The organism is Psychroflexus planctonicus (assembly GCF_014640195.1).
GTDB classification, from domain to species: domain Bacteria; phylum Bacteroidota; class Bacteroidia; order Flavobacteriales; family Flavobacteriaceae; genus Psychroflexus; species Psychroflexus planctonicus.
In genome coordinates this window covers 1-22,571 of record NZ_BMGM01000005.1, presented here as the reverse complement: position 1 = coordinate 22,571, position 22,571 = coordinate 1, and the positions used below count along the sequence as shown (strand labels likewise).

The window sequence follows — 22,571 nt, the reverse complement described above, 5'->3', positions numbered from 1 at the left end:
ATGCATCAAGAAGATTTGGTTTCTATTATTACGCCGAGTTATAACTCGCAAGATTTTATTCAAGAAACCATCAATTCTGTCATTTCTCAAACTCATCAAAATTGGGAAATGATTATTGTAGATGATGCTTCTTCAGATGGAACTCCCACCTTACTTAAAGAAATCAGCAAAAAAGAATCGCGGGTTAAATATCATTTATTAAAAAACAACTCCGGTCCAGCTGTTGCAAGAAACAAAGCTATTGAGTTAGCACAGGGAAAATATCTAGCTTTTTTAGATGCAGATGATATTTGGTTTCCTTTTCATTTAACAAATAGTATTGCCACGATAAAAGACAAAAAAGTTCCTTTTGTTTTTGCTTCCTATAAACGTTCAAATGAAAATTTAGAATTTGTTTATTCAGATTTCGTTGTACCAGAAAAAGTTACTTATTCTGATATTTTAAAAACCAATTCTATTTCTTGCTTAACTGCTTTTGTAAATGTAAGTAAACTTGGTAAAGAAAAAATGCCTTTAATAAAGAAGCGTCAAGACATGGGATTGTGGCTCACCTATCTAAAAAAGATTCCATATGCTCACGGTATTCAAGAATGTCATGCTATTTATAGAATAAGAGAAAATTCACTTTCTAGAGACAAAAAAAAGTTGATTGCTTTTCAATGGGAATTTTATAGAAATGTAGAAAACCTAAATATCTTTCAATCCATTTATTATATGCTTTGGTGGATGTACTTGGGTTATAAAAAATACAAAAACTAAATTTTTTTAGCTTGTTAAAGTTGAATTTCATTCAACAGAAATTTCAATTTTAGCAAATCTAAGTAGGCATTTTTAGTATTTTTGAAGCAAATACTTTCCTAGATGTACCTGATTTTTGATACCGAAACCACCGGCTTACCTAAACGATTTAACGCACCCATTAGCGACACAGACAATTGGCCTAGAGTAATTCAAATTGCCTGGCAGCTACACGATCAGTGGGGTAATTTAATGGAAGCCAAAGATTTTTTAATCCAACCTGAAGGTTTCGATATCCCTTTTGATGCAGAACGAATTCATGGTATTTCTACGGCTTTGGCAGAAGAAAATGGAGTGCCTTTAGAAGAAGCACTTTCTCAATTCAATTCGGCTTTACAACAGTCTAAATTTGTAGTTGGGCAAAATGTTGGCTTCGATGTAAATGTTACTGGAGCAGAATTTTTCCGTTTACAGATGCAAACACCCATGACGGAACTTCCTGTTTTGGATACCTGTACTGAAACTACGGCTCAGCTTTGTCAAATTCCTGGTGGAAAAGGCGGAAAAATGAAACTTCCAACTTTAACGGAATTACACCTACATCTTTTTAATGAAGCCTTTAACGAAGCCCACAACGCTACTGCAGATGTGGAAGCAACCACACGTTGTTTTTTAGAATTAATTAGAATTGGAAGTTTTAGTCTGAAAAAACTTCAACAAGATGCAGGTTATATTGAAAGTTTTAAAGAAAAGAACCCCAGTCCAATTCAACCAGTTGGTTTACAGCACATCAACTTAAAAAAGGAATCGGCTAAACTACAAAAGCAACAACAACCTGAACAAGATGCGCCAACTACAGAAGAGCTTCAGAAAAACAAACAAGTTTTAGCGCAAACCAGTTTTGTTCATTTACATAACCACAGCCAATTTTCCATTTTACAGTCTACCATGTCGGTGCAAGATTTAGTGAGTTCAGCAGCAAAAGCCAAAATGCCAGCTGTTGCATTAACGGATCACGCGAATATGATGGGCGCATTTCATTTTGTCACCGCTGCTAATAATCATAATAAAGCTGCTGAAGCTGCTGCAAAAGAAGCGAAAGAAAAAGGAGAAGAACCTGAAATTCTTCCTATAAAACCCATTATTGGATGCGAATTTTTTGTTTGTGAAGACCACACCAATAAATCGCAAAAAGACAATGGTTACCAAATGGTTCTTTTGGCAAAAAATAAAAATGGCTACCACAATTTGGCCAAAATGTCTTCTCTTGGATTTACCAAAGGCTTTTATTATGTGCCTAGAATCGACAAAAAAATTATTGAAGAATACAAAGAAGATATTATTGTTTTGTCGGGGAATACTTATGGTGAGATTGCCAATAAAATCTTGAACCTTGGTGAAAAGCAAGCCGAAGAAGCACTAATTTGGTGGAAAACCACTTTTGGTGAAGATTTCTACATCGAAATTATGCGCCACGGTCAAGAAGATGAAGACCGAGCCAACGAAACCTTGATTCGCTTAGCCAATAAGCATGATGTAAAATTAATTGCAACCAACAACACCTATTATGCAGAGCAGGAAGATGCCAATGCGCACGATATTTTATTATGTGTAAAAGATGGCGAAAAACAAGCCACTCCCAAAGGTCGCGGTCGTGGCTTTAGATACGGCTTGCCAAATGATGAATACTACTTCAAGAGTAAAGCGCAAATGAAGGAATTGTTTAAAGATTTGCCAGAAGCCATCACCAACACGGAAGTACTCGCCAACAAAATTGAAGCTTTTGAATTGGCTAGAGACGTGCTCTTGCCTGCTTTTACTATTCCAGAAAAATTCTTAGACCCTGAAGACGAAAAGGACGGAGGCAAACGTGGTGAAAATGCTTATTTGAAGCATTTGACCTTTCAAGGAGCCAAAGAACGCTACCCAGACATTACACCAGAAATTGAAGAGCGACTTCATTTTGAGCTTTCTGTTATTGCCAATACAGGTTATCCAGGTTACTTTTTAATTGTTGAAGACTTTATTCGTGAAGCACGAAAAATGGGCGTTTCCGTTGGTCCAGGTCGAGGTTCGGCGGCGGGAAGTGCGGTAGCTTTTTGCTTAAAAATTACCAATATCGATCCCATTCAATACGATTTGCTTTTTGAGCGTTTCTTAAATCCAGAGCGAGTAAGCATGCCAGATATCGATATTGATTTTGACGATGAAGGTCGAAGTAAAGTAATGGATTATGTAATTGAAAAATACGGCGCCAACCAAGTAGCACAAATCATTACCTACGGAACTATGGCGGCTAAGTCGGCTATTCGCGATACGGCTCGCGTGTTGGACTTACCTTTATATGAAGCCGACCGAATTGCGAAATTGGTTCCTGATATGTCCAAATTGAGCAAAATCTTCGGTAAAGAAGAAAAAGAATTAAAAGAAAAGTTTCGATCTGAAGATTTAGCCAAAGTTTACGAGCTTATCGGTATTTCTGAAGGAGATTCGCCTGAAGCAGAAACTGTAAATCAAGCTCGAATTTTAGAAGGTTCGGTTAGAAATACGGGAATTCATGCTTGTGGAGTCATTATTACACCAGACGATATTACCAAGTTTGTTCCCGTGGCAACCGCAAAGGATTCTGATTTGTACGTTACCCAATTCGATAACTCGGTGGTAGAAAGTGCAGGTTTGCTAAAAATGGACTTCTTAGGCTTAAAAACCTTGACTTTAATCAAAGACACGGTAGACATCGTAAAAGCAAGACATGATGTTGATTTAGACCCTGAAAGTTTTTCGCTGGACGACCAAAAAACCTACGAACTTTTTCAACGTGGAGAAACGGTTGGGATTTTTCAGTATGAATCGCCAGGAATGCAAAAACACATGAAGGATTTAAAACCAACGGTGTTTGAAGATTTAATTGCCATGAATGCTTTGTACAGACCAGGACCAATGGAATACATCCCTGATTTCATTAAACGGAAACATGGCGACCAGGAAATCACTTACGATTTACCTGAAATGCAGGAATACCTAGAAGAAACCTACGGAATTACGGTCTACCAAGAGCAAGTAATGTTGCTTTCGCAAAAACTCGCTAACTTTACTAAAGGTGAAGCCGATGTGTTGCGAAAAGCCATGGGTAAAAAATTAAAAGATGTCTTGGCTAAATTGAAACCTAAATTCATTGGTCAAGCAAAAGACAACGGACACCCAGAAGACAAATTAGAAAAAATCTGGAAAGATTGGGAAGCTTTTGCAAGTTATGCCTTCAACAAATCGCATTCTACTTGTTACGCTTGGATTGCTTACCAAACCGCTTATTTAAAAGCACATTATCCAGCAGAATACATGGCAGCCGTGCTTTCTAACAACATGAACGACATTAAAAAAGTAACTTTCTTTATGGAAGAATGTCGCCGAATGGGATTGGAAGTTTTGGGTCCAGATGTAAACGAATCTTATTATAAATTTTCGGTAAACAAACAAAATGCAGTTCGTTTTGGAATGGGCGCTGTAAAAGGAGTTGGCGGCGGTGCTGTACAAACTATAGTAGAAAATAGAAAAAAAGACGGAATCTATCATTCCATTTTCGATATGGCCAAGCGGATTGATTTACGAGCTGCTAACAAAAAAGCTTTTGAAAGTTTAGCCTATGCTGGCGCATTCGATGGGTTCCCGAATACACATCGTGCTCAGTATTTTCATATTACCGAAGGGGAACTTACCTTTTTAGAAAAAGTGGTAAAATTTGCAGCGCGTTTTCAGGAATCAAAAAATTCGGCACAAGTAAGTTTATTTGGTGAAGCTAGCGAAGTACAAATTCCAGAACCTGAAATTCCACCTTGCGACCCGTGGCCAACCATGAAAAAACTAAAAGCTGAAAAAGAAGTAGTGGGCATTTTTATTTCAGGTCATCCGCTAGACGATTATAAATATGAAATGCGTTATTTCTGTAAAAATCAGTTAGGCGATTTATTTGACGATACTAAATACAATCGAGATTTATCACTTGCGGGCGTAGTTACTGATGTAAGTCACAGTGTTAGTAAAAATGGTCGTGGATATGGTAAATTTACCTTGGAAGATTACAATAATTCGTATGACTTTTTCTTATTTGGTGAAGATTACTTGAAGTACAGGCACTTTCTTGTTTTAGATCAATTTTTGTACATCCGTTGCGTAAATAAAGTATACACCAATAAAGAAACGGGTGAACCAACTCCGCCAAGATCAAAAATTAGTCAAATCAAGCCACTTCAAGATGTAATGGAAGAGCAAGCTAAAAAACTTACCTTACATTTAAAATTAGAAAGTTTAAAAGAAGAAACAATAACCCGATTAAGTGAAATCTGCCAAACTTATGTGGGAGAGAAAAAGCTTCAGTTTAAAATTGTAAACCCAGAAGAAGACATGAGTTTGTCTATGCCGAGTAAAACTAAAAAAGTAAAAATCTGTAAAGAATTATTACAAGATTTAAAAACCTTAGAATTGGCTTTTAAATTGAATTAAGATTTAATGTTCAGATACAAATCAAAGTTGATGTCGATTAGCTGATCTACTTTAATTAAACCCATCATTTTTTTCGGACTTTCTAAACCAAAATCGGTAATATCTACAATCAAATCACCTGTAAAATGGGTTTTGTTCGGATTTTCGACTTGAAGTTGATAATTTTTGGTGTGTCCTGCAATATGCACTTCTACATCAGCCAAATATTGGGTTTGATGAGGTGTTATTGAATTTACTTTAATGTCGATATGTGGGAATTTTTCAGCTTGAAGAATATCTTTAAAATCTCTGTTGATTCTTCTACCACCACAATCGAAAGATTTAGCGGTTAAATGAAGTTTTGCTTTTTTTATTTCAAACGAATTGGAATTGGGTAATAACTCAATATTGTTGTTAAACAGCTCAATTTCTTCTTCATAAGAACACTCAAATGAATGTACATTAGAAGTTCCTTTGATGCTTATTGTACTGTTTTCTTTAATTTCAACTTCTAGTGTTCTGTAGTCTAGACTGGCAAAACCAACCAAAATGAAGAAACCAATATAAAGTGAGATAACTGATTTCATAACTTCAGATTTTAATTATACCAATTTAACCATAAAATGACGCCATTAAACTCATTCATTTTTCCTTATATTTTCTTGTTCATCATTTCCGTAGCCAGCTATGCAAATAATTCACAGCGTCATATAAGAAAAAAGCAATTTCGTTTTCTTAACGACATTGTATAATCAAATTGGTATTAAAAAGCCTTTGTAAATAGTGCGAAATCTTATTTACAAAGGCTTAAAGTTAAACATTAGAAACTAATAACGGCTTCAAGGCTAATTCCATCAAATTTTCCACCGTCAAAATTACTTCCCGTTTCAAAACCAGTGTAGTTTTGGCTAACATATTCAATTTTTGCTAATATGTTTTTGGTCATAAACCAACCCGCACCTAATTGTAAGCGGTCAATTTCTACATCTCCGTATGCTTCTTCGCCATCTACATAGCTATATCTCGCTCCTACATAAAAGTCTTCAGTAGCGCCAAATCGATAAATAGCTTCTGCTGCATAATGATTGTAAGTTCTGTTTGCTGGGTTAGGTCCAAAGCCTTCTCCAGAAGAATTTTCATACAATCCGAAGAATTCAAAGTTTTTGTATTTTACAAAAGGGTTAACCATTATTGCAGTAACTTGTGTTCCAAACCCAGGATTAACTCTACCTGATCTAAAGTTTCCTGCTGAGCTTGCATCTGGATCTTCCATTACAAAATAGTATCTTGATCCAGCTCTGTCACCATCATAAAGAAAGTTTTTAGCACTTCTTGCAGAATTGTAAACAGATGCTGTTAAACGAGTTCTTAAGTCTTGGTTTAATTGTTTGTCGAAACCAAATTTTGCAATTACTGAAGGGCTTGTTGGTACATCTACCACAGATTGGTTTAGTTTGCCATTGGTTGCTCCAAGCATTGCAATCCATCCGTTTCTTCGGTAGTAAATTTCTCCACCTACCTCAGTAGTAAACGAATCCATTAAGTAGTTTCCAATAAATGGATTGTACATGGCTTGCGCGTTGTCTGATCTTCTAAAGTGTGCATCACCATAGTTGTTTTCCATGTGTCCAAATCTTACGGTAACGTACTTCATCAAGTCTTCCATAAAGCCTTCTTTTATAAACTCCAGCTTATCTATTTGTATGTAACCACCTTTTACGTATGGTTCCGGGTGGTGTCTAGAAGATAAATAAGTTCTTAAATGCATACGCACACCATCATACAACACAACATCTAAATCTAAGTTAGCTGTAGCTAAGTTGAAGTTGCTTTCTAATTCTGCTAATTCTGCACCAGTTGAAGCGTTAGAATGATCTAATGCTTGAAATTGAAGTGTAGATGCTCCACCGATTCGTACTTGAAGACCATCAAAAGTAGTTAAGGTATCTTTTGGAGCTTCAAAGTCGTTTATACCACGTTGGTCGGGCAAACGGTAATTGTCTAGATCTCTTTTCTGAGCAAATCCTTGGTTGAACATACCAAGTGCCAAAATAATTGCGAAGGTTCTTAAAATTGTTTTCATTTTTCTGTAGTTTATTATTTAGTATAGTTTAGGTTAAAGTTTAAGCTAACAGCATCACCTGTTTTAATAGTTCCAAAAACAGCAGTTGGTGGATCAACACCAAAATCTGTCATGTTTAAGTTGTAGCTTGCTGTTAAGTTTGTTTTTTGAGTGTCTATAACAATTGGAATGACTACACTTTGTGTGTTTCCTGCTATTGTTAATTTTCCTTTTATATCTATTTTGTATGTAGAATTTCCTGTTTTTTCAACTTTGGTAGTTTCAAGAAAGGAAAAAGTAATGTTGGGGTTTTTCTTTTCTTTTAGTGCTTCATACGTATTGCTATCCATTTTTCCTTTTCCACTTTTCATGGATTTCACCGGGATGGTTAAAGACATATTTGAAATTGTAATCTCATCGTTTTCGGTTTTCATTTCAATAAAACCATTCACTTTTTCAACATCCATTTCCCAATCGTGAATATTTGAAGTTCCTTCAATTAGGATTTTGTGATTAGAGATAGTAAACTTTTCTTGTGCTTGTAATGTAAATCCAGAAGCAACTAAGAAAATGAATATCCAAATTTGATGTAATCGATTTGTGATTTTCATACTACAAAATTTATTATGATTTGTTCAAGCAAAACTAGGTCTGTAATTCTGTTTCTGAAATGACATTCATCAGGAAAACAAACTTAAATGTAGAATACAGCTTACTAGATATAATGCTTTGAAAATCTGAAAAATGAGAAGTTTTAAATTCGAAAACGATGTAGTTGTTAATAACTTATTTTTATTGCTAAATGAGTATTGATTTATCAATCTTATGGTTTTTTGTTTATGAAATTATAGTTAGTTTTAACCAGTAATTTAGTCTAGATGAAGTTAGGGTTTACATTTTTCGGAATGCTATTGTGCGTGCAATTTGGTTTGTATGGGCAACCAGCTAATTATTCATGGATTGCTGAATTTGACGGAAATTTTACAAATACAAGAACTTTTGTAGATGGAGCTGCAGGAGCTAATTTTAGGTCTTTAATCGTGCAAGCAGATTCAAATGACGATGAGTATGTAATTGAATGGGATCTTGGTGCTAACAAATGGCAAAATGGAGGTTCAGCATTAAATTCAGTTTTTACTCTGTTTCACGGGGATGGTGCTTCTCCAAATGGTGTTATTTCTTCTGGTGCAACTTCAGGAAAGTACTATACTTTTCAAATTGAAGGTTTAGCATATGCCAATCGTAATGCAGTGATTATGGAAACTAGCAATTCGCCAATAGATATAAGTAGTTTATCTTTTAATGATGATGTTTTTTTTGGTGAAGATGTCGATATTACAGTCACCTTATCTGGAAATAAATCGGTTGAAGAAAGAGTTTTTATTCGTTATACTGATGATGGATTTGCAACAAGTAATCTGGTAGAAGTAAGTTTTGCTACTTCAACAGCTTCATCGGGTACAGCAACTATTCCAGATACTTTTAACACAGCTGGGAAAAATGTTTTTTTCTATGCTTATTCTACTACTGTAAATGCTACTTCTACTAGTAATCATGATTTAATTTCTTTGAGAATCAACAACAACTCAGACTCAAACTATTCCTACACGGTCCGTTCAGAATACATTACGCAATCGGGAGCAACCAATTGGAATTCAGCTTCATCATGGCGTGCTGGCGAAATACCCCCGAATGATGCCGATGTAATTGTAGCTCACGATTTAACTTTAACTGATGACCGTGAAGTAGAAAGTATTGAAATTAATTCAGGCGCTACGCTTAATTTTTTAGATAACGAAACACTAAGCATACGGGATAACGGAACACTAAGTAATGACGGTACTTTGAATCACGCCAACGGCACTATCAACTTTCTTGGCAGCGGTTCTATTTCTGGCACTTTAAGCTTAAACGATGTAGTTTTAAATAATGGCGGTGTTTCATTTGGAACAACGTGCACGATTACAGGTAGCTTAACCCTAAATTCAGGCAGTTTTGTGAATGCAAACTCACCAATTTATGCAAATGGGTCAACTTTAATATACAACGCTGGAAGTAACGTAACTGCTCCTTATCAAAGACGATCAGAATGGAGTAATGTTGATCCAGCAGATCCGCAAGGTCAAGGGACTCCTTACAATGTAATTCTTCAAAATAATACGGCCATAACTTTAGGTCATGAACGCAGTGGTTTTGATGCCATCATGAAAGGAAACTTGACTATAGATGCGGGTAGTTTTATGCTGATGGATTTTGCGTCTGAAGATATGACAGCCTCCTTAGTTGTTGAAGGTAATTTTCTCAATAATGGCCAAATTTCTTTATCAGATTTATCAGGTGGCGACTTAAAAGTATTTGGAAACTTTACCAATAATGGAACTTTCCAGGATAATGGAAGAGCTCTATTTTTAGAAGGCAGTACTAATCAAGATTTAAACGCTAATACAGAGTTTGAAGTTCCTTTTTTAATCATTGCCAAAACTGACGGAGGAGAAGTAACATTGAATCAAGATATCATTATTTCAGGAAATGGAGATGGTTTACAAATGTCAGATCAAGCTATTTTAAATTTAAATGGAAATCAGTTGCAACTCGGTGATGCGACCAATACAAGTGTAGTTTTTAATGATGATTCTGCCTTAAAAGCTTCAGTAGCATCTCGATTTTTGTTCAGTTCAACCAACGCTTCAGCAGGAAACTTAAAATTTGTGCAAACAGCGGGAGAAAATGCCTTAAGCGAATTTGAAATGAATGGTAGTGGTGCAATAAGCATTTCAGATACCTTAAACATTCATGATAAATTCATATTAAAAAATGGAACTTTTACTTCTAATGGAAACTTAACTTTAAAAAGTTCTGCCACAAAAACCGCTATTATTCCAGAAGTTACTGGAGGAAACATCTCAGGAAACATCCGTGTAGAACGCTATTTTAGCAATGCCAATCGTTCATTCCGATATGTGTCTTCTCCGGTAAGTTCTACAGAAAACATCAGAGCCAACTGGCAAGAAGGAGTAAATAATACGGGTACAAACTATCCCGCAGACAACCAAAATCCCAATCCTGGTTTTGGAACTCACATTACAGGTTCAACAAGCGGAGCCGATGGTTTTGATGCTACATTAACTGGAAATCCATCTTTATTTACTTGGAATAATACAACTCAAGCATGGTCGGCCATTCCCAATACCAACGCAACTAATTTAGAAGCGGGCAAAGCTTATGCGTTAATGGTGCGTGGCGATCGATCAACCAATTTAAATTCAAATGATGCCCAAGGTGGCTCAACCGTTTTACGAAGTTTGGGTAGTCCTGAAATAGGCACATTTAGTATTCCAACATCCCAAATGCCAACAGCAGCAGAAGAATTTGCCTTAATTGGCAACCCATATCAAGCACAAGTAGATGTAAAGACCATAACTACAACAGGACTCAACACCAATTTCATGTACATTTGGGATCCTAACATTGGTGAGACTGGCGGTTACACAGCTATCGATTTATCTGAAGACCCAGTAACTACAACTCCTGCTTCCGCAGCAAATGAACGGCTTCAACCTAGTCAGGCTTTTTTTATGGAAACATCGGATACATCATCTTCGATTACTTTTGAAGAAAGCCATAAAACGGAAGAAACCCTAAATGTAGAAACTTTTGCTATCTCGGCTATGCCAGAAATCAAAATGACTTTAGCGGCTGAAAACTCAAGTACAATTGATGGAGCATGTGTAGTTTTTGATGATGCCTTTTCAGAAGCCGTTACTTTTGAAGATGCTAAAAAACTTTGGAATAATGCAGAATACTTAGCCATTAGCAAACCAAATTATTGGTTGGCAATAGAAAAAAAACCACTTGCAGAAAACGACACCATTCAATTGTATAGTGGAAATTATTTAGCAAACGATTATCAGCTAGCTATCGATATTAACAATTTAAGTACTCACGATGTTTTTTTAAGAGATCGATATGAAGATGAAGTATATGCTTTGGAAAATGCTTCCACTAATGTTCACAATTTTGTGGTAGATCAAACTATTCCAGAAAGTATTTCAACAGAACGTTTTCAATTAATTTTGGAAGAAATTCCGCTATCAATTATTTCTGAAATTCAACCTGAAATAAAAATCTATCCCAATCCAGTTTCCAATGGAATAATGAAGATAGAACATGCTTTTCAATCAGACGAATATATTGAAGTTACTGTTTACGATTTACTGGGAAGGCTCATTATTTCAACTTCATTTGAAGCTGATTCCGAAACAGAAGAAATAGATATTGGTAAACTTAAAGCAGGTGTGTTTTTAGTTGAATTAAAACAGGCTAAAACTATTTTAACCCACAAATTAATAGTAGAATAAGTGAAGAAAAAACTACATTATGTTCTGTTTTTGGTTGGTCTATTCTATTATGGATTTGCTTATTCATTGCAAAGTCCTGGCTCTGCAACTCCATCTTCTCCACCCGGCGATGGCGGTGATGGTGCTTTGGTGAAAGATGTTCCTGAAATGCCTTTAGAGAATTGGTTTTTGCTTATGCTTTTGGCAATGGCAATTGCTTTTTGTTACTTTAAGCCAATTTTATTTTTGACTTCTTGTAAAACAGTTCGTAAGCCAAATAACTTAAAACAATAAGGTACTCTAAAGCTACTAACCATAAATTTTCTTGATAAATTTTTTGTTGATATGCAGCGTAGCTCAACATTACCAAAAAAGACCAAACCACTACAAACCTAAATTGCGTAAAAACACTCAAAAGCAAAGGAGTAGCCAAATACCAAGGATGTACAGTAGTGGAAAAAAAGAGATAAAAACTAGCAGCAAATACCAAGCTTACAAATACATTTTTCCCTTTTTTTGAAGTTGTAAAAAAAGCCAACCATATTACAAAAATAAAAATCAAAACAGCTAATATTTTACTTAGCGTTTCGATGGTATTCCAACCGACCAATTGAAAGCCAACCCACCTAAATAGATAATAAAAACTTGCATTAAACTCAAATGTGCCAAACCACAAACCTATACTTTCTGTAAAATGGCTGATAAAGTCTTCTTCTGCTAAGCCCCAAAAACTCAATATGAAAACAGAAATGCTTAGTAATGAATAGCAGCTAAATTGAAAGAATTGTTTTGTTGAAAATAAACCAGCATCTTTATTCTTATTCTTGAAAAATTGATAAAACACGGGTAGCAACACCAACGGAAGCAATTTAGTGGCCACTGAAAGTCCAAAAAACAAAGCAGAAAAAATCCATTTGAATTGAATAAGCAAATAAATAGTAAGCAGTACTAAAAACAGCATTATTCCTTCAAAATGAAGGTTGCCTGTTAATTCGAGAATAATAAGTGGATTAAGCGCAAACCAAAAAATGTTTTTCACAGGAAGCTGAAAATGCTGAAGGATTTTTTTTCCGATGAAAATTATGCCGATATCAGCTAAAATTAGTACCACACGCATGACGACGGCTGCACCTATAATGGAATTTGGAGCAAGCTTTGCAGCCAAAAAGTAAATCCATTGACTCACCGGTGGATAATTGGAGTAATGGCTAGCATTTAAATCTTGCATTCCATTAACCAATTCTTGGGATTGCTGAATTAGATCAGGGTTTTGTTCCATAATTTGCTTGGGTGTAAACAAGTACGGGCTTATTCCTTCGGCTAGCATTCTTCCGTCCCAGATAAATCGATAGAAATCTTGTGAAAGAATGGGCAAACTAAATAGAAAAATAAGTCGCAAACCAATCGAAATCCAAGTGAGTTGCGTAAAGCTGAAATTCGATTTCTGCATCAGGATAACAAAAATCAAGAACAAAAGTGAGTAGAGCCCAAAAAGCAAGTAAAAATCACTTCGGTCTAGAAAATATGCAAAGTAGAAATACAGCAAAGCGCAAACAAAAACAAGCAGGTTATTAAAAGTTTTGTTTGCTAAAATCATGTAAATCTTTTGTGTAAAATTATTTAAATATTTTCAAGATGAGTTAGCTTTTACTAAACAAGCTTTTGTAACTGATAAAACCAAAACCAAATAACAACATTAAATGGAAAGGCAACAATCCAAAATCATTCAATTTAAACGCGCTGTAAATGCCAAAAATAAAGTAGAAAACCAATAAAAATTCTAATATGTATTCCCAAGAAAAAGATGCTTTGCTAAATGCTTTTGCATTGATTTTTTTCTTTTGCACACTATTGAATTTTGGGGTACGTACAAAACTTGATTTCTTGCCTAGATGTCCTTCTAAAACAGCTTTAGTGTTGTTCACCGACATGCCCATAGCAATGGAAAAAAAGCTTAGAAACAAGCCTATAAATTTCCAAAATGAAGCTTTTTTGCCTTCCATTTTTCGATAGGTAAAACCATAAGCAATGATGAAGATAAAAGTACTTAAGCCTAAAAAAGCCATGATGTAAAATAGCCAATCCCACTCAGGAAACTGATCTTTAATGTATAAAACAGGAATACTTAATATGGCTAAGGCTAAAACCACCGCAAATAAGCTGCTGTTTAATAAATGAAAAAAAGCATGAATTTTATTACTCCAATTTAAATGCGGTTGATTGACTAAAGTAAAGTAGTTTTTTTGAAAATTTTCCGCTGCTCCTTTGTTCCATCTAAATTGCTGTGAACGTGCAGCACTTATTACAATAGGAAGCTCTGCAGGAGTTTCAACATCGAGTAAATACTTAAACTTCCAACCTTTTAATTGAGCGCGATAGCTGAGGTCTAAATCTTCGGTTAAGGTGTCGCCTTGCCAGTTTCCTGCATCCAAAATACAGGATTTTCGCCACACGCCAGCAGTTCCATTAAAATTGATAAAATGATTGCCAAAGCTTCTTCCCACTTGCTCTAATACAAAATGAAAATCCAACGCAAAAGCTTGCACTTTGGTAATTAATGAATGTTCTTTATTTAAATGTCCCCAACGGGTTTGAACTACTCCAATTTTTTCATCTTTAAAATACGGAATGGTTTTGTGTAGCCAATCTTTTTTAGGAAGGAAATCGGCATCAAAAATAGCAATGAATTCTCCTTTTGCTGCTGCAAGACCTTCTTTGAGTGCACCAGCTTTGAAGCCGTTTCGGTTTTCTCGATGTATATAACTAATATCGATTCCTTTTTGCTGAAAAGCTTCAACATAACTTCTATTTACTTCAGCTGAAGCATCTGTTGAATCATCCAAAACTTGAATTTCTAATTTTTCTGTAGGATATTCCAATTTACAAATTTGTTGAATCAGTCTTTTAGCTACGTATTTTTCATTATAAATAGGAAGTTGTATGCTTACGAGTGGAATTTCATCTAAATTTTCAAAATTAAATAGTTGAGGTGATGCTGATTTTAATTTATTCCACTTTACATAATTATACAATAAATTAAGCTGCACCAAACTGTAACAGAAGATGATGAGCAGCAAAAAAATGTATGTAATAAGAATTGCTAAGTGCATTATTTTACTCGATATTTAAAAATCCAACCTAATATTTTAACGCCTGCCATAAACGCGCCTTTTAGGGTTCCAGAAACTTTAGACACACCAATTCGGTTTCGGTATTTCACGGGAACTTCGGTATATTTTAATTCGTGTTTTATGGCTTTCAATTGCATTTCTACCGTCCAACCGTAGGTTTTGTCTTGCATTTCTAATAGTAATAATTTTTGGTAAGCAATGGCACGAAACGGACCCAAGTCAGTAAATTTGGCTTGGTAAAGTAACTTCATTAAAAAAGTGGCAAGCCAATTTCCAAAAATTTGTGGGAATGTCATGCTACCCGGTTCACGGAGTTTTTTATTTCTAGCACCAATTACCATATCAACTTCATTTTCTAAGATAGGTTTAATTAATTTAGGCATTTCTTCTGGATAATCGCTAAAATCGCCATCCAAAAAAACTACTATTTCTGGTTTGATGCTTTTGTTTTTTAGGTATTCCATTCCTTTTAAACAGGCGTAACCGTAGCCTTTTCTGGGTTCAGAAAGAACAGTTGCACCAGCTTGTTGAGCTACTTTTTCCGTTTGGTCTGTAGAGCGGTTGCTTACTACAATTATTTCTTCAACAAAATTAGGAATAGCTCGAATTACATGAGCAATCGATTTTTCTTCATTAAACGCAGGAATAATAACGTATATCAATTGGTTTGCTAAGTTTTGTGTAGGGTTTTTCAACGTAAAAATATCGTTTTCAAGAATTACAAAAGTAAGTTTCTGTTCACTATGGTCGCCTGATTTTATAAAAAATTACATTCCAATTGAACCATGATTGGAATATTTACGTAAATAATACAAACACAACAAGGTTATTTGATGTAATGTTTTGGTTTTTGATGGTTTGGTTGTTGTGTTTTGATTGCGACACTTGTTGTGGGGTGTCGCAATTTTTTTTCAAAAAATTTTATCAGTGAATAAAAAAGATTAGTTTAGTAAAAAAAATTACATGCAACCCGATTTATTAATAGAACGGCTACAACAAAAAGATGAGCGCGCCTTTGCAAAAATATATGAATTGTATTCTGAAAACATTTTTGGCGTCATACATGTAATTGTAAAAGATGTGGCTGTTGCCGATGAAGTAATGCAAGACGTATTTTTAAAAGTCTGGGATAAAGCAGAATCATATACGGGTAACAAAGGAAGGTTTTTTACCTGGCTTTTGAATATTGCTAGAAACGCAGCAATTGATAAAATACGTTCTAAAGCATTTAAAAATGCTCAAAAAAATGAAGATGTAGAAACTTTTGCTTTCTTTTTAGAAAACGATGAAAATCTGGACGGAAAAACAGACAGCATTGGTATTGGTAAATGGGTAAATAAATTAAAACCCATTTGTAAACGGGTAATCGATTTATTATTTTTTAAAGGATATACCCAAAATGAAGCAGCAGAAACTTTGGAAATTCCTTTAGGAACTGTAAAATCTAGAAATAGAAATTGTTTAAAAAAGTTAAGAGAAGAAATTGAAGCGTGATGAAGGATGCAAACGAATACATAGAATCTGGGCAATTGGAACTATTTGTTTATGGTGTACTGCCAGAAAATGAAATGCAAGAAATTGCAGCAGCAGTGAGCAAATATCCAAGCGTACAAGCAGAAGTAGAGCGAATTGAAAAAGTTGCTTTACAATTATCAAGAGCAGTTTCGCCAGGATCTAAACCTGAAAATTTTGTGCAAATTTATCAAGGTCTACGCGACCAAGATACGGTAGTTTCGGTTTCAAAGAAACAAAATTGGAGTTCCTTACTAGCTTGGGCAGCAGTTGCAGCATTGTTAGTAGGCATTTTTTGGATGTTTCAACAAAAATCAACACTTACTAACGAATTAGAACAAGCAGCATTAGAAAAACAAGAGATCGAAAATAGATTACTCGAAGCTAAAAACGACTTGCAAGGTCAAGCAGAAATTTTAGCATTTATAAGAAATAACAATATAGATGTAATTGATTTACCTGCAAATGAAGACGTAATAGAAAACGCGTATGCAAAAGTTTTCTATGATGAAGAATCACAAGTTGCTTATCTAGATTTACAAGGTTTACCTGAACCACCAGAAGGAATGGTGTATCAAGCTTGGTCTTTATTAATGGATCCGCTCACGCCTTCTAGCATTGGTGTAATTGAAAATTTTGAAAATTCTGATAGCAAAATTTTTGAAATTAAAAATATTCCTACATCTGAAGCATTTGGAATTACCTTAGAACCTGCTGGAGGAAGCGAAACACCAACATTATCTAACTTGTACGTCTTAGGAACGGTTTAATATCTTGATTTTTTGAAAGTTAAAAAACATTTAGTCGTTGTTAAGTCTAGAGACTTCGCAGAGCGTTTAGTCTAATTTTTTAAGTGAAAAGTCCAAATAAACCTGTCATTCCGCATGCATTCGAAACAGCAGTATTAACAAAAATTTTTTCAGAATGACAGTTTTGGATAGGTTTCTACTAATTTAGTTGACGTAACCGATTATGAGTTAAACCCAAAAACCTATTGATTAGAATTATTCGTGCATTCGTGGCATAATTATTTATTCAATTTACCCATTGTGCATTTTGAGTTAAAATAAAATTTTTCATTTAAATTATGCATTGGCTTCTTCCCTTCCATCTAGGGAAGGTTTAGGGATTGGTGTAAACTATAAAATATAAAAACACCCTTTGCCTTTTGGCATTTCCCTTCAGGAAAAAAATTTCAATCAAAATTATTCATTAATAACCTGAGTTCGACTTATATATCATTGTATTTCAATTATTTAACCTATATACAATAATATTTCGACATAATAACACCCCTATAAACCCTTCCAGGGGATATTTTCACTACAAGTATCCTCCCTTGAGGGAGGACTAAGGAGGGTGTATGTTGATTTTCAATACTTTATTTTTTTTTTAATCGAACTCAGGTTAATAGTAAAACCAGTAAACCAGTTTGAAAGTCGCTGAAAACACACAAATTAAGTAAAGACGTCCTATTAGTGATTTTTTTGAAAAATTGTATAAAGAACCTGTTCGTATTGAAAAATTCATATTCTCGATACTCCCGAGACTTCGGAATCACACATTTTAATCGTGAAATTCACTCGAATTAACAGAATTTTGTCAAAATGCTCAACGGGTTCAATTTGTATTTCAAGAACAACACAAATAGAGATAATTTGCAATCTGTAACTCTGAATGGGCTGCATCTTAAAAAAAACATTTACCCATTAATAGCAACTACATGATTTACTTTCCCATGCAACATGTCTTTTAGCATGGTTTCAATACCGTTTTTGAGCGTCATAGTAGAAGATGGGCAACCACTGCAAGCACCTTGTAAAATTACTTTTACTTCTTTGGTTTCATCATTGTAAGAATCAAATACTATATTGCCGCCATCACTCGCTACAGCTGGCTTTACATATTCATCTAAAATGCTAACAATTTGTTGGGATATGTCGTCTAATTCTTCAAAAGAAGCACTAGTTGAATCTGCATCAGTTTTTTCTGAAGCAGTATCTTTCATTAATTTTTGGTCTATTACCGTTTCGCCAGATTCAATAAAGTTTTTAATAAACTCTCGAACTTCTGTGGTTACTTCTTCCCATTCAACAATATCATATTTTTGAACCGAAACGTAATTACTGTCCATAAAAACTTCTTTTACAAAAGGAAAATGAAACAACTTCTGAGCTAAAGGTGAAGCTTTTGCGTCTTCAATGCTTTTGAATTCAACCGATTGTAAGACCAGTTTTTTATTAGCAACAAATTTTAAAACGCCAGGATTGGGAGTACTTTCTGCATAAACGGTTACCGGTGTTTTTTTAGCTTTGGTAGTATCTTGAACAATACTTCCCCCATTATTGATAAAATCTTGAATTGTATGTAGTACATCATTTTGCACTTCTTCCCATTCAATTATGTTATATTTTTCAATGGCAACTAAATTTTGTGTGATATAAACCGTTTTTACAAAAGGAAAATGAAACAATTTTTGAGCAAGCGGAGAAGCTTGTGCTTCTTCAATGTTTTTAAACTCAAAACTTTGGTGGTTAACCAAGAAGTCGTTGGCGACAAATTTCAGGATTGATGGGTTCGTTGTGGCTTGTATTTCAAAAGAATAAGACTTCATTTATGTAATTTTTTGCGAAAATACTAAAAGAAAATCAATACTTTGAATATATTTACGCACGAAATGATAACTATATGTTAAAGAAATTTTTACCCTTATTTATATTGCTCTTCTCAGCAACAACCTATAGTCAAGACTATAACTGGTTAGAAGACTTAGAAGAAGATGATCAAATCAACACTTGTGAAAGTACGCTAATTGCGAATAATGATGATGGTCAAATATCAAATTACAACCACACTTTAGTAATTTGCCCTGATGAAGAAGGCTTGTTAAGTACAATAGATTTTACTGAGTTTGATATTCCAGATAATAATTTTACAAATCAGTTTGTTATTTATGATGGAGATAATACTGATGCTCCAGTGCTGTTCACTGAAGAAGAAAATTTACCCAATGGCGGTTATATAAGCGCTACTGAAGATAATCCAACGGGATGCATAACCATTGTCTACGATGCTGGTTTTGTACCCCCAAATTTCACCGCTGTAGGTTTTGAAGCGGTTATAGATTGTAGAGAACCTTGTCAAGATTTAGAAGCTATAATACTAAGTATTGAAGCAGATAATGTTTGTTCTGAACCAGGTTCAGACTTAATTACTTTTCCTCAAAATGAAGGAATAATTTTTAATGCAGATGCCAATGCATCTAATGAAACCCCAAATGAAGACCTTACATTTACTTGGGAAATTGATGAGCCTAATAATGGGTCAACTACCCTTACTGGAGAAAGTCCTGAAAATGCATTTAACGAACCAGGCCTCTATCAAGGTACTTTGGTTGTTACCGATGAATTTTTCTGTGAATCAGACCCTGTTTTCTTTAGTTTTGAAATTGGAACAAATGAGCTTTCAGTTAGCCCTCAAGACGACCAATTTACACTTCAAGAATTAATTGAAGATGTAATGGTAGGTGGAGGAGATTGCGCCAATGTAAATAATATAACATCTCCAATCAGTTCCCCTAACGGATCTAGTATTGGTTATTTTTCAAGAGGCTGTAGTAGTTTTCCATTTGAGGAAGGCTTGGTAATTGGTAGTGCAGGTATAGGTGGAGTAGTTGGAGATTTTGGTATTGAAAATAGTTGGTCTGAACCAGGCGGTGCACCTAATGAACAACTTTTAGCTACCGTTGGGGGGAATCCCGGCAACAGTGTAAATGATGCAACTGTAATCGAGTTTGAATTTAGCTCATTTGAAAGCGAAGTAAGTTTTGACTATATCTTTGCTTCAATGGAATATACTAGTAGTTTTCCTTGCACATATGCTGATCCTTTCGCTTTTATAGTCTCTGGCCCTGGTATTAATGATGAAAATACATACTGGCCTGATGGTAATCCAGCTAACGAAGATCTTGTGGATTTAGGCGGCCTAAATGTAGCTACTATTATACCTGATGGAGAGAGCGTTCCTGTCCCTACAACGGCATCTAATATTCATCCAGGTCAACCAAATTTTAATTGTGGGCCAGGTGTTGGCCAGTTTTTTTATCCAGAGTTTTTTCAGAGATTTCCTTTAGATGGTGACCCTAATAATTTACAACCACCTTATCATAGCATTAATGGTGAAACAAAAAGATTAACAGCATCCTTTAATGTTATTCCCTGCGAGACTTACACTATGAAACTAATGGTTGCAGATTGGAATGATACAGCATTTAATTCTTTTGTATTCATTGAAGGTGGTTCATTTAATATTGGCGCAGATTTAGGTGATGATATTACTATTGAAACGGATTTTGTTTTACCTTATGGTGAAGAACAAGAATTAACCGTTTTTGGCGGTGTTTTAGATTCAAACTGTGATATTGAAATCGATTGGTTTTTAGATGGTAATTTAATTGAAGGAGCAAATGATGCATCCTATAATGCAACTGAATCAGGAACTTATACTGTGTTTATCGGTGGTGATGGTGGTTGTAATGATGAAGATTCTGTTGTTGTTGAATTTTTACCAGCTGCAGATTATGGAGATCCTGGAGACAATCCAGATGAACCATTCCCTTATCCAGATATTTCTTTTTGTGGTGAAGGTGGTGAACTAGAAAACGGTTTATTAGAAATCGACCCATTCGATTATTTAGTTCATAACGGTATAGGTCAGCCTATTCCTGACGATGCAACTTCATTAGAAGATTTGAACATGGAAGCGCATTACTTTGAATCAGAACAAGATGCTATTGACTTTGAAAATCCAATTGAAAACCCAGAAGATTACAATATCCCACCAGGAAACTTTACCGCCGAAATTTGGATTCGAGTAAATGAAAATATTACAGGAGATAGACGTGGTGCTGTTGTTGAAAGTTTTCAACTTATTTTCTTTGAAAGACCTGAAATCGAAGAAGAACAAGTAGAAGATTTAGCAAACTGTGGAGATTTTACACCACCCACACAAATTTTCGATTTAACTCAAAACAATGCTACTTCAATTGGGGTCCAAGATCCAAGTATCGTCGATGTTTCTTATCATATCACAGAAGTTGATGCAGAGTCTAATGAAAACCCAATAGACGACCCAGAAAACTATACTTTACCTGATAATATCAATCAGCAAACAATTTTTCTTCGTGCTGAAAACACTGGAAGTGACGATTGTTATGATATAGCTACTTTTGAAATATTTCAATACAACGTAGAAATCGCCAATCCTTTACCCACGATAGACGAATGTCAAATTGGTGAATCCGGTGAAGGTTTATTCAATTTAACCCAGCAAAACGGCTTGGTATTAGGAGCCAACCAACCTGCTGCAGACTACAGCATCAGTTATTTTGAAGAATTTGCGGATGCTAACGGTGGCGTAAATCCCATTACCGACCCTACCGCATTTGAAAGCGCACCCCAAGAAATTTGGGTACGAATAGACAATGTAAATAGTGTTGAAGATTGTTTTGCCATTGACAGTTTCCAAATCGACACCATAGAAACCACCGATGTTAACTTAGAAGTCACTCCTTTAGAAGCCTGTGATGAAAACAACGATGGATTTTTCTCAGGATTTGATTTAGCTAGTCGTGTAGACGAGATCAACTATTTAGAAGACCCAGAAGTACAAGTGAGTTTTCACCCCACCGCATCAGATGCAGAAACGGGCCAAAACCCATTGGCATCACCTTATGCCAACGTAGAACCAAGTCAACAAACACTTTATGTACGTATTTTCCAAGAAATAGAAGACTTGCAATGCGTCCAAACCACCACCTTAGATTTATTCATATACAATTCCCCATTACTAGAAGAAATCGAACCGATAATCGCCTGCGACACCAACGAAACGGGCATCCAATTTTTCGATTTAACCCAAGTAGAAGCAGATTTATTTGTCGAAGGCCAAAACACCGAAGACTTTGAGATCAGCTATCATTTAAGTCAAAACGCCGCCAACAACAACAGCGGACTGATCGGCACCCCGACCGCTTACCAAAACCAAACATCCCCACAAACGGTGTATGTACGCGTAAGCGATCCCACATCACCGCTAGACTGCTACAACATCGAACCGATAGAACTCATTGTTGATCCACTCCCAGAAATCACTCCACCAACCTTATTAGCGGAATGTGACGATGTAGAGAGCGGCAGTACGACCGATGAAACATCGAGTTTCGACTTAAGTCAAAAAATCGAAGAAATCACCAATGCGAATAACGCACTCGAAGTAGTCTTCTACGCCAACGAAAGCGATCAGGAAAACAAC

Annotated in this window: 14 protein-coding genes; 7 read left to right on the top strand and 7 right to left on the bottom strand. The window is 35.3% G+C overall.

All coding sequences use genetic code 11. From position 1 onward, the window contains the following. Entirely contained in the window at nucleotides 1–759 is a 759-nt protein-coding gene (locus IEV72_RS06195; protein WP_188458236.1) for a glycosyltransferase family 2 protein, read from the top strand. A 102-nt stretch (nucleotides 760–861) separates the two neighbouring features. Beyond that, on the top strand, nucleotides 862–5,238 hold the full coding sequence (gene dnaE, locus IEV72_RS06190) for a DNA polymerase III subunit alpha (RefSeq protein WP_188458235.1): 4,377 nt from the start codon (nucleotides 862–864) through the stop codon (nucleotides 5,236–5,238). On the opposite strand, the gene IEV72_RS06185 is transcribed toward dnaE, so the two are convergent. The 3 genes from IEV72_RS06185 to IEV72_RS06175 all read right to left on the bottom strand — a co-directional run bounded on the left by IEV72_RS06185 (nucleotide 5,235) and on the right by IEV72_RS06175 (nucleotide 7,890). Then, entirely contained in the window at nucleotides 5,235–5,804 is a 570-nt protein-coding gene (locus tag IEV72_RS06185; RefSeq protein ID WP_188458234.1) for a YceI family protein, read from the bottom strand. The genes dnaE and IEV72_RS06185 overlap by 4 nt on opposite strands. A 233-nt stretch (nucleotides 5,805–6,037) precedes the next feature. Then, complete coding sequence (locus IEV72_RS06180; RefSeq protein WP_188458233.1) at nucleotides 6,038–7,300, bottom strand: hypothetical protein; 1,263 nt, start codon at nucleotides 7,298–7,300, stop codon at nucleotides 6,038–6,040. Nucleotides 7,301–7,314: 14 nt separating this feature from the next. Next, nucleotides 7,315–7,890, bottom strand: a complete 576-nt coding sequence (locus IEV72_RS06175) for a YceI family protein (protein ID WP_188458232.1) — start codon at nucleotides 7,888–7,890, stop codon at nucleotides 7,315–7,317. A 267-nt stretch (nucleotides 7,891–8,157) separates the two neighbouring features. On the opposite strand from IEV72_RS06175, the gene IEV72_RS06170 reads away from it, so the two are divergent. Beyond that, the gene (locus tag IEV72_RS06170) at nucleotides 8,158–11,637 is read left to right on the top strand and encodes a T9SS type A sorting domain-containing protein (RefSeq protein WP_188458231.1); all 3,480 of its coding nucleotides are present in this window, start codon (nucleotides 8,158–8,160) and stop codon (nucleotides 11,635–11,637) included. Continuing rightward, nucleotides 11,638–11,910 carry a hypothetical protein gene (locus tag IEV72_RS06165; RefSeq protein WP_188458230.1) on the top strand — a complete coding sequence of 91 codons (273 nt, stop codon included), beginning with the start codon at nucleotides 11,638–11,640 and terminating at the stop codon, nucleotides 11,908–11,910. Here the strand turns inward: IEV72_RS06165 and mptB are convergent. From mptB to IEV72_RS06150, 3 genes are read right to left on the bottom strand one after another with little or no spacing between them, the layout of a single operon-like run. Beyond that, a complete protein-coding gene (gene mptB, locus IEV72_RS06160; RefSeq protein ID WP_188458229.1) occupies nucleotides 11,846–13,213 on the bottom strand; it encodes a polyprenol phosphomannose-dependent alpha 1,6 mannosyltransferase MptB in 1,368 nt (455 codons plus the stop codon). The two genes, IEV72_RS06165 and mptB, sit on opposite strands and share 65 nt — an antisense overlap. A 43-nt stretch (nucleotides 13,214–13,256) precedes the next feature. Next, the gene (locus tag IEV72_RS06155; protein ID WP_188458228.1) at nucleotides 13,257–14,726 is read right to left on the bottom strand and encodes a cellulose synthase family protein; all 1,470 of its coding nucleotides are present in this window, start codon (nucleotides 14,724–14,726) and stop codon (nucleotides 13,257–13,259) included. After that, the gene (locus tag IEV72_RS06150) at nucleotides 14,726–15,442 is read right to left on the bottom strand and encodes a glycosyltransferase family 2 protein (RefSeq protein WP_188458227.1); all 717 of its coding nucleotides are present in this window, start codon (nucleotides 15,440–15,442) and stop codon (nucleotides 14,726–14,728) included. The genes IEV72_RS06155 and IEV72_RS06150 overlap by 1 nt, the downstream gene beginning before the upstream one ends. Before the next feature lie 268 nt (nucleotides 15,443–15,710). Between IEV72_RS06150 and IEV72_RS06145 the strand changes: the two genes are divergently transcribed. Next, on the top strand, nucleotides 15,711–16,241 hold the full coding sequence (locus IEV72_RS06145) for an RNA polymerase sigma factor (protein ID WP_188458226.1): 531 nt from the start codon (nucleotides 15,711–15,713) through the stop codon (nucleotides 16,239–16,241). Further along, nucleotides 16,241–17,029, top strand: coding sequence for an anti-sigma factor (locus IEV72_RS06140; protein WP_188458225.1), 789 nt, complete (start codon nucleotides 16,241–16,243; stop codon nucleotides 17,027–17,029). The genes IEV72_RS06145 and IEV72_RS06140 overlap by 1 nt, the downstream gene beginning before the upstream one ends. Before the next feature lie 932 nt (nucleotides 17,030–17,961). Here IEV72_RS06140 and IEV72_RS06135 read toward each other — a convergent pair. After that, complete coding sequence (locus tag IEV72_RS06135; protein ID WP_188458224.1) at nucleotides 17,962–18,873, bottom strand: NifU family protein; 912 nt, start codon at nucleotides 18,871–18,873, stop codon at nucleotides 17,962–17,964. A gap of 74 nt (nucleotides 18,874–18,947) precedes the next feature. Here IEV72_RS06135 and IEV72_RS06130 point away from each other — a divergent pair. Next, nucleotides 18,948–22,571, top strand: a 3,624-nt coding sequence (locus IEV72_RS06130; protein ID WP_188458223.1) for an FIDD domain-containing protein, incomplete at its 3' end; no start/stop codon positions are given.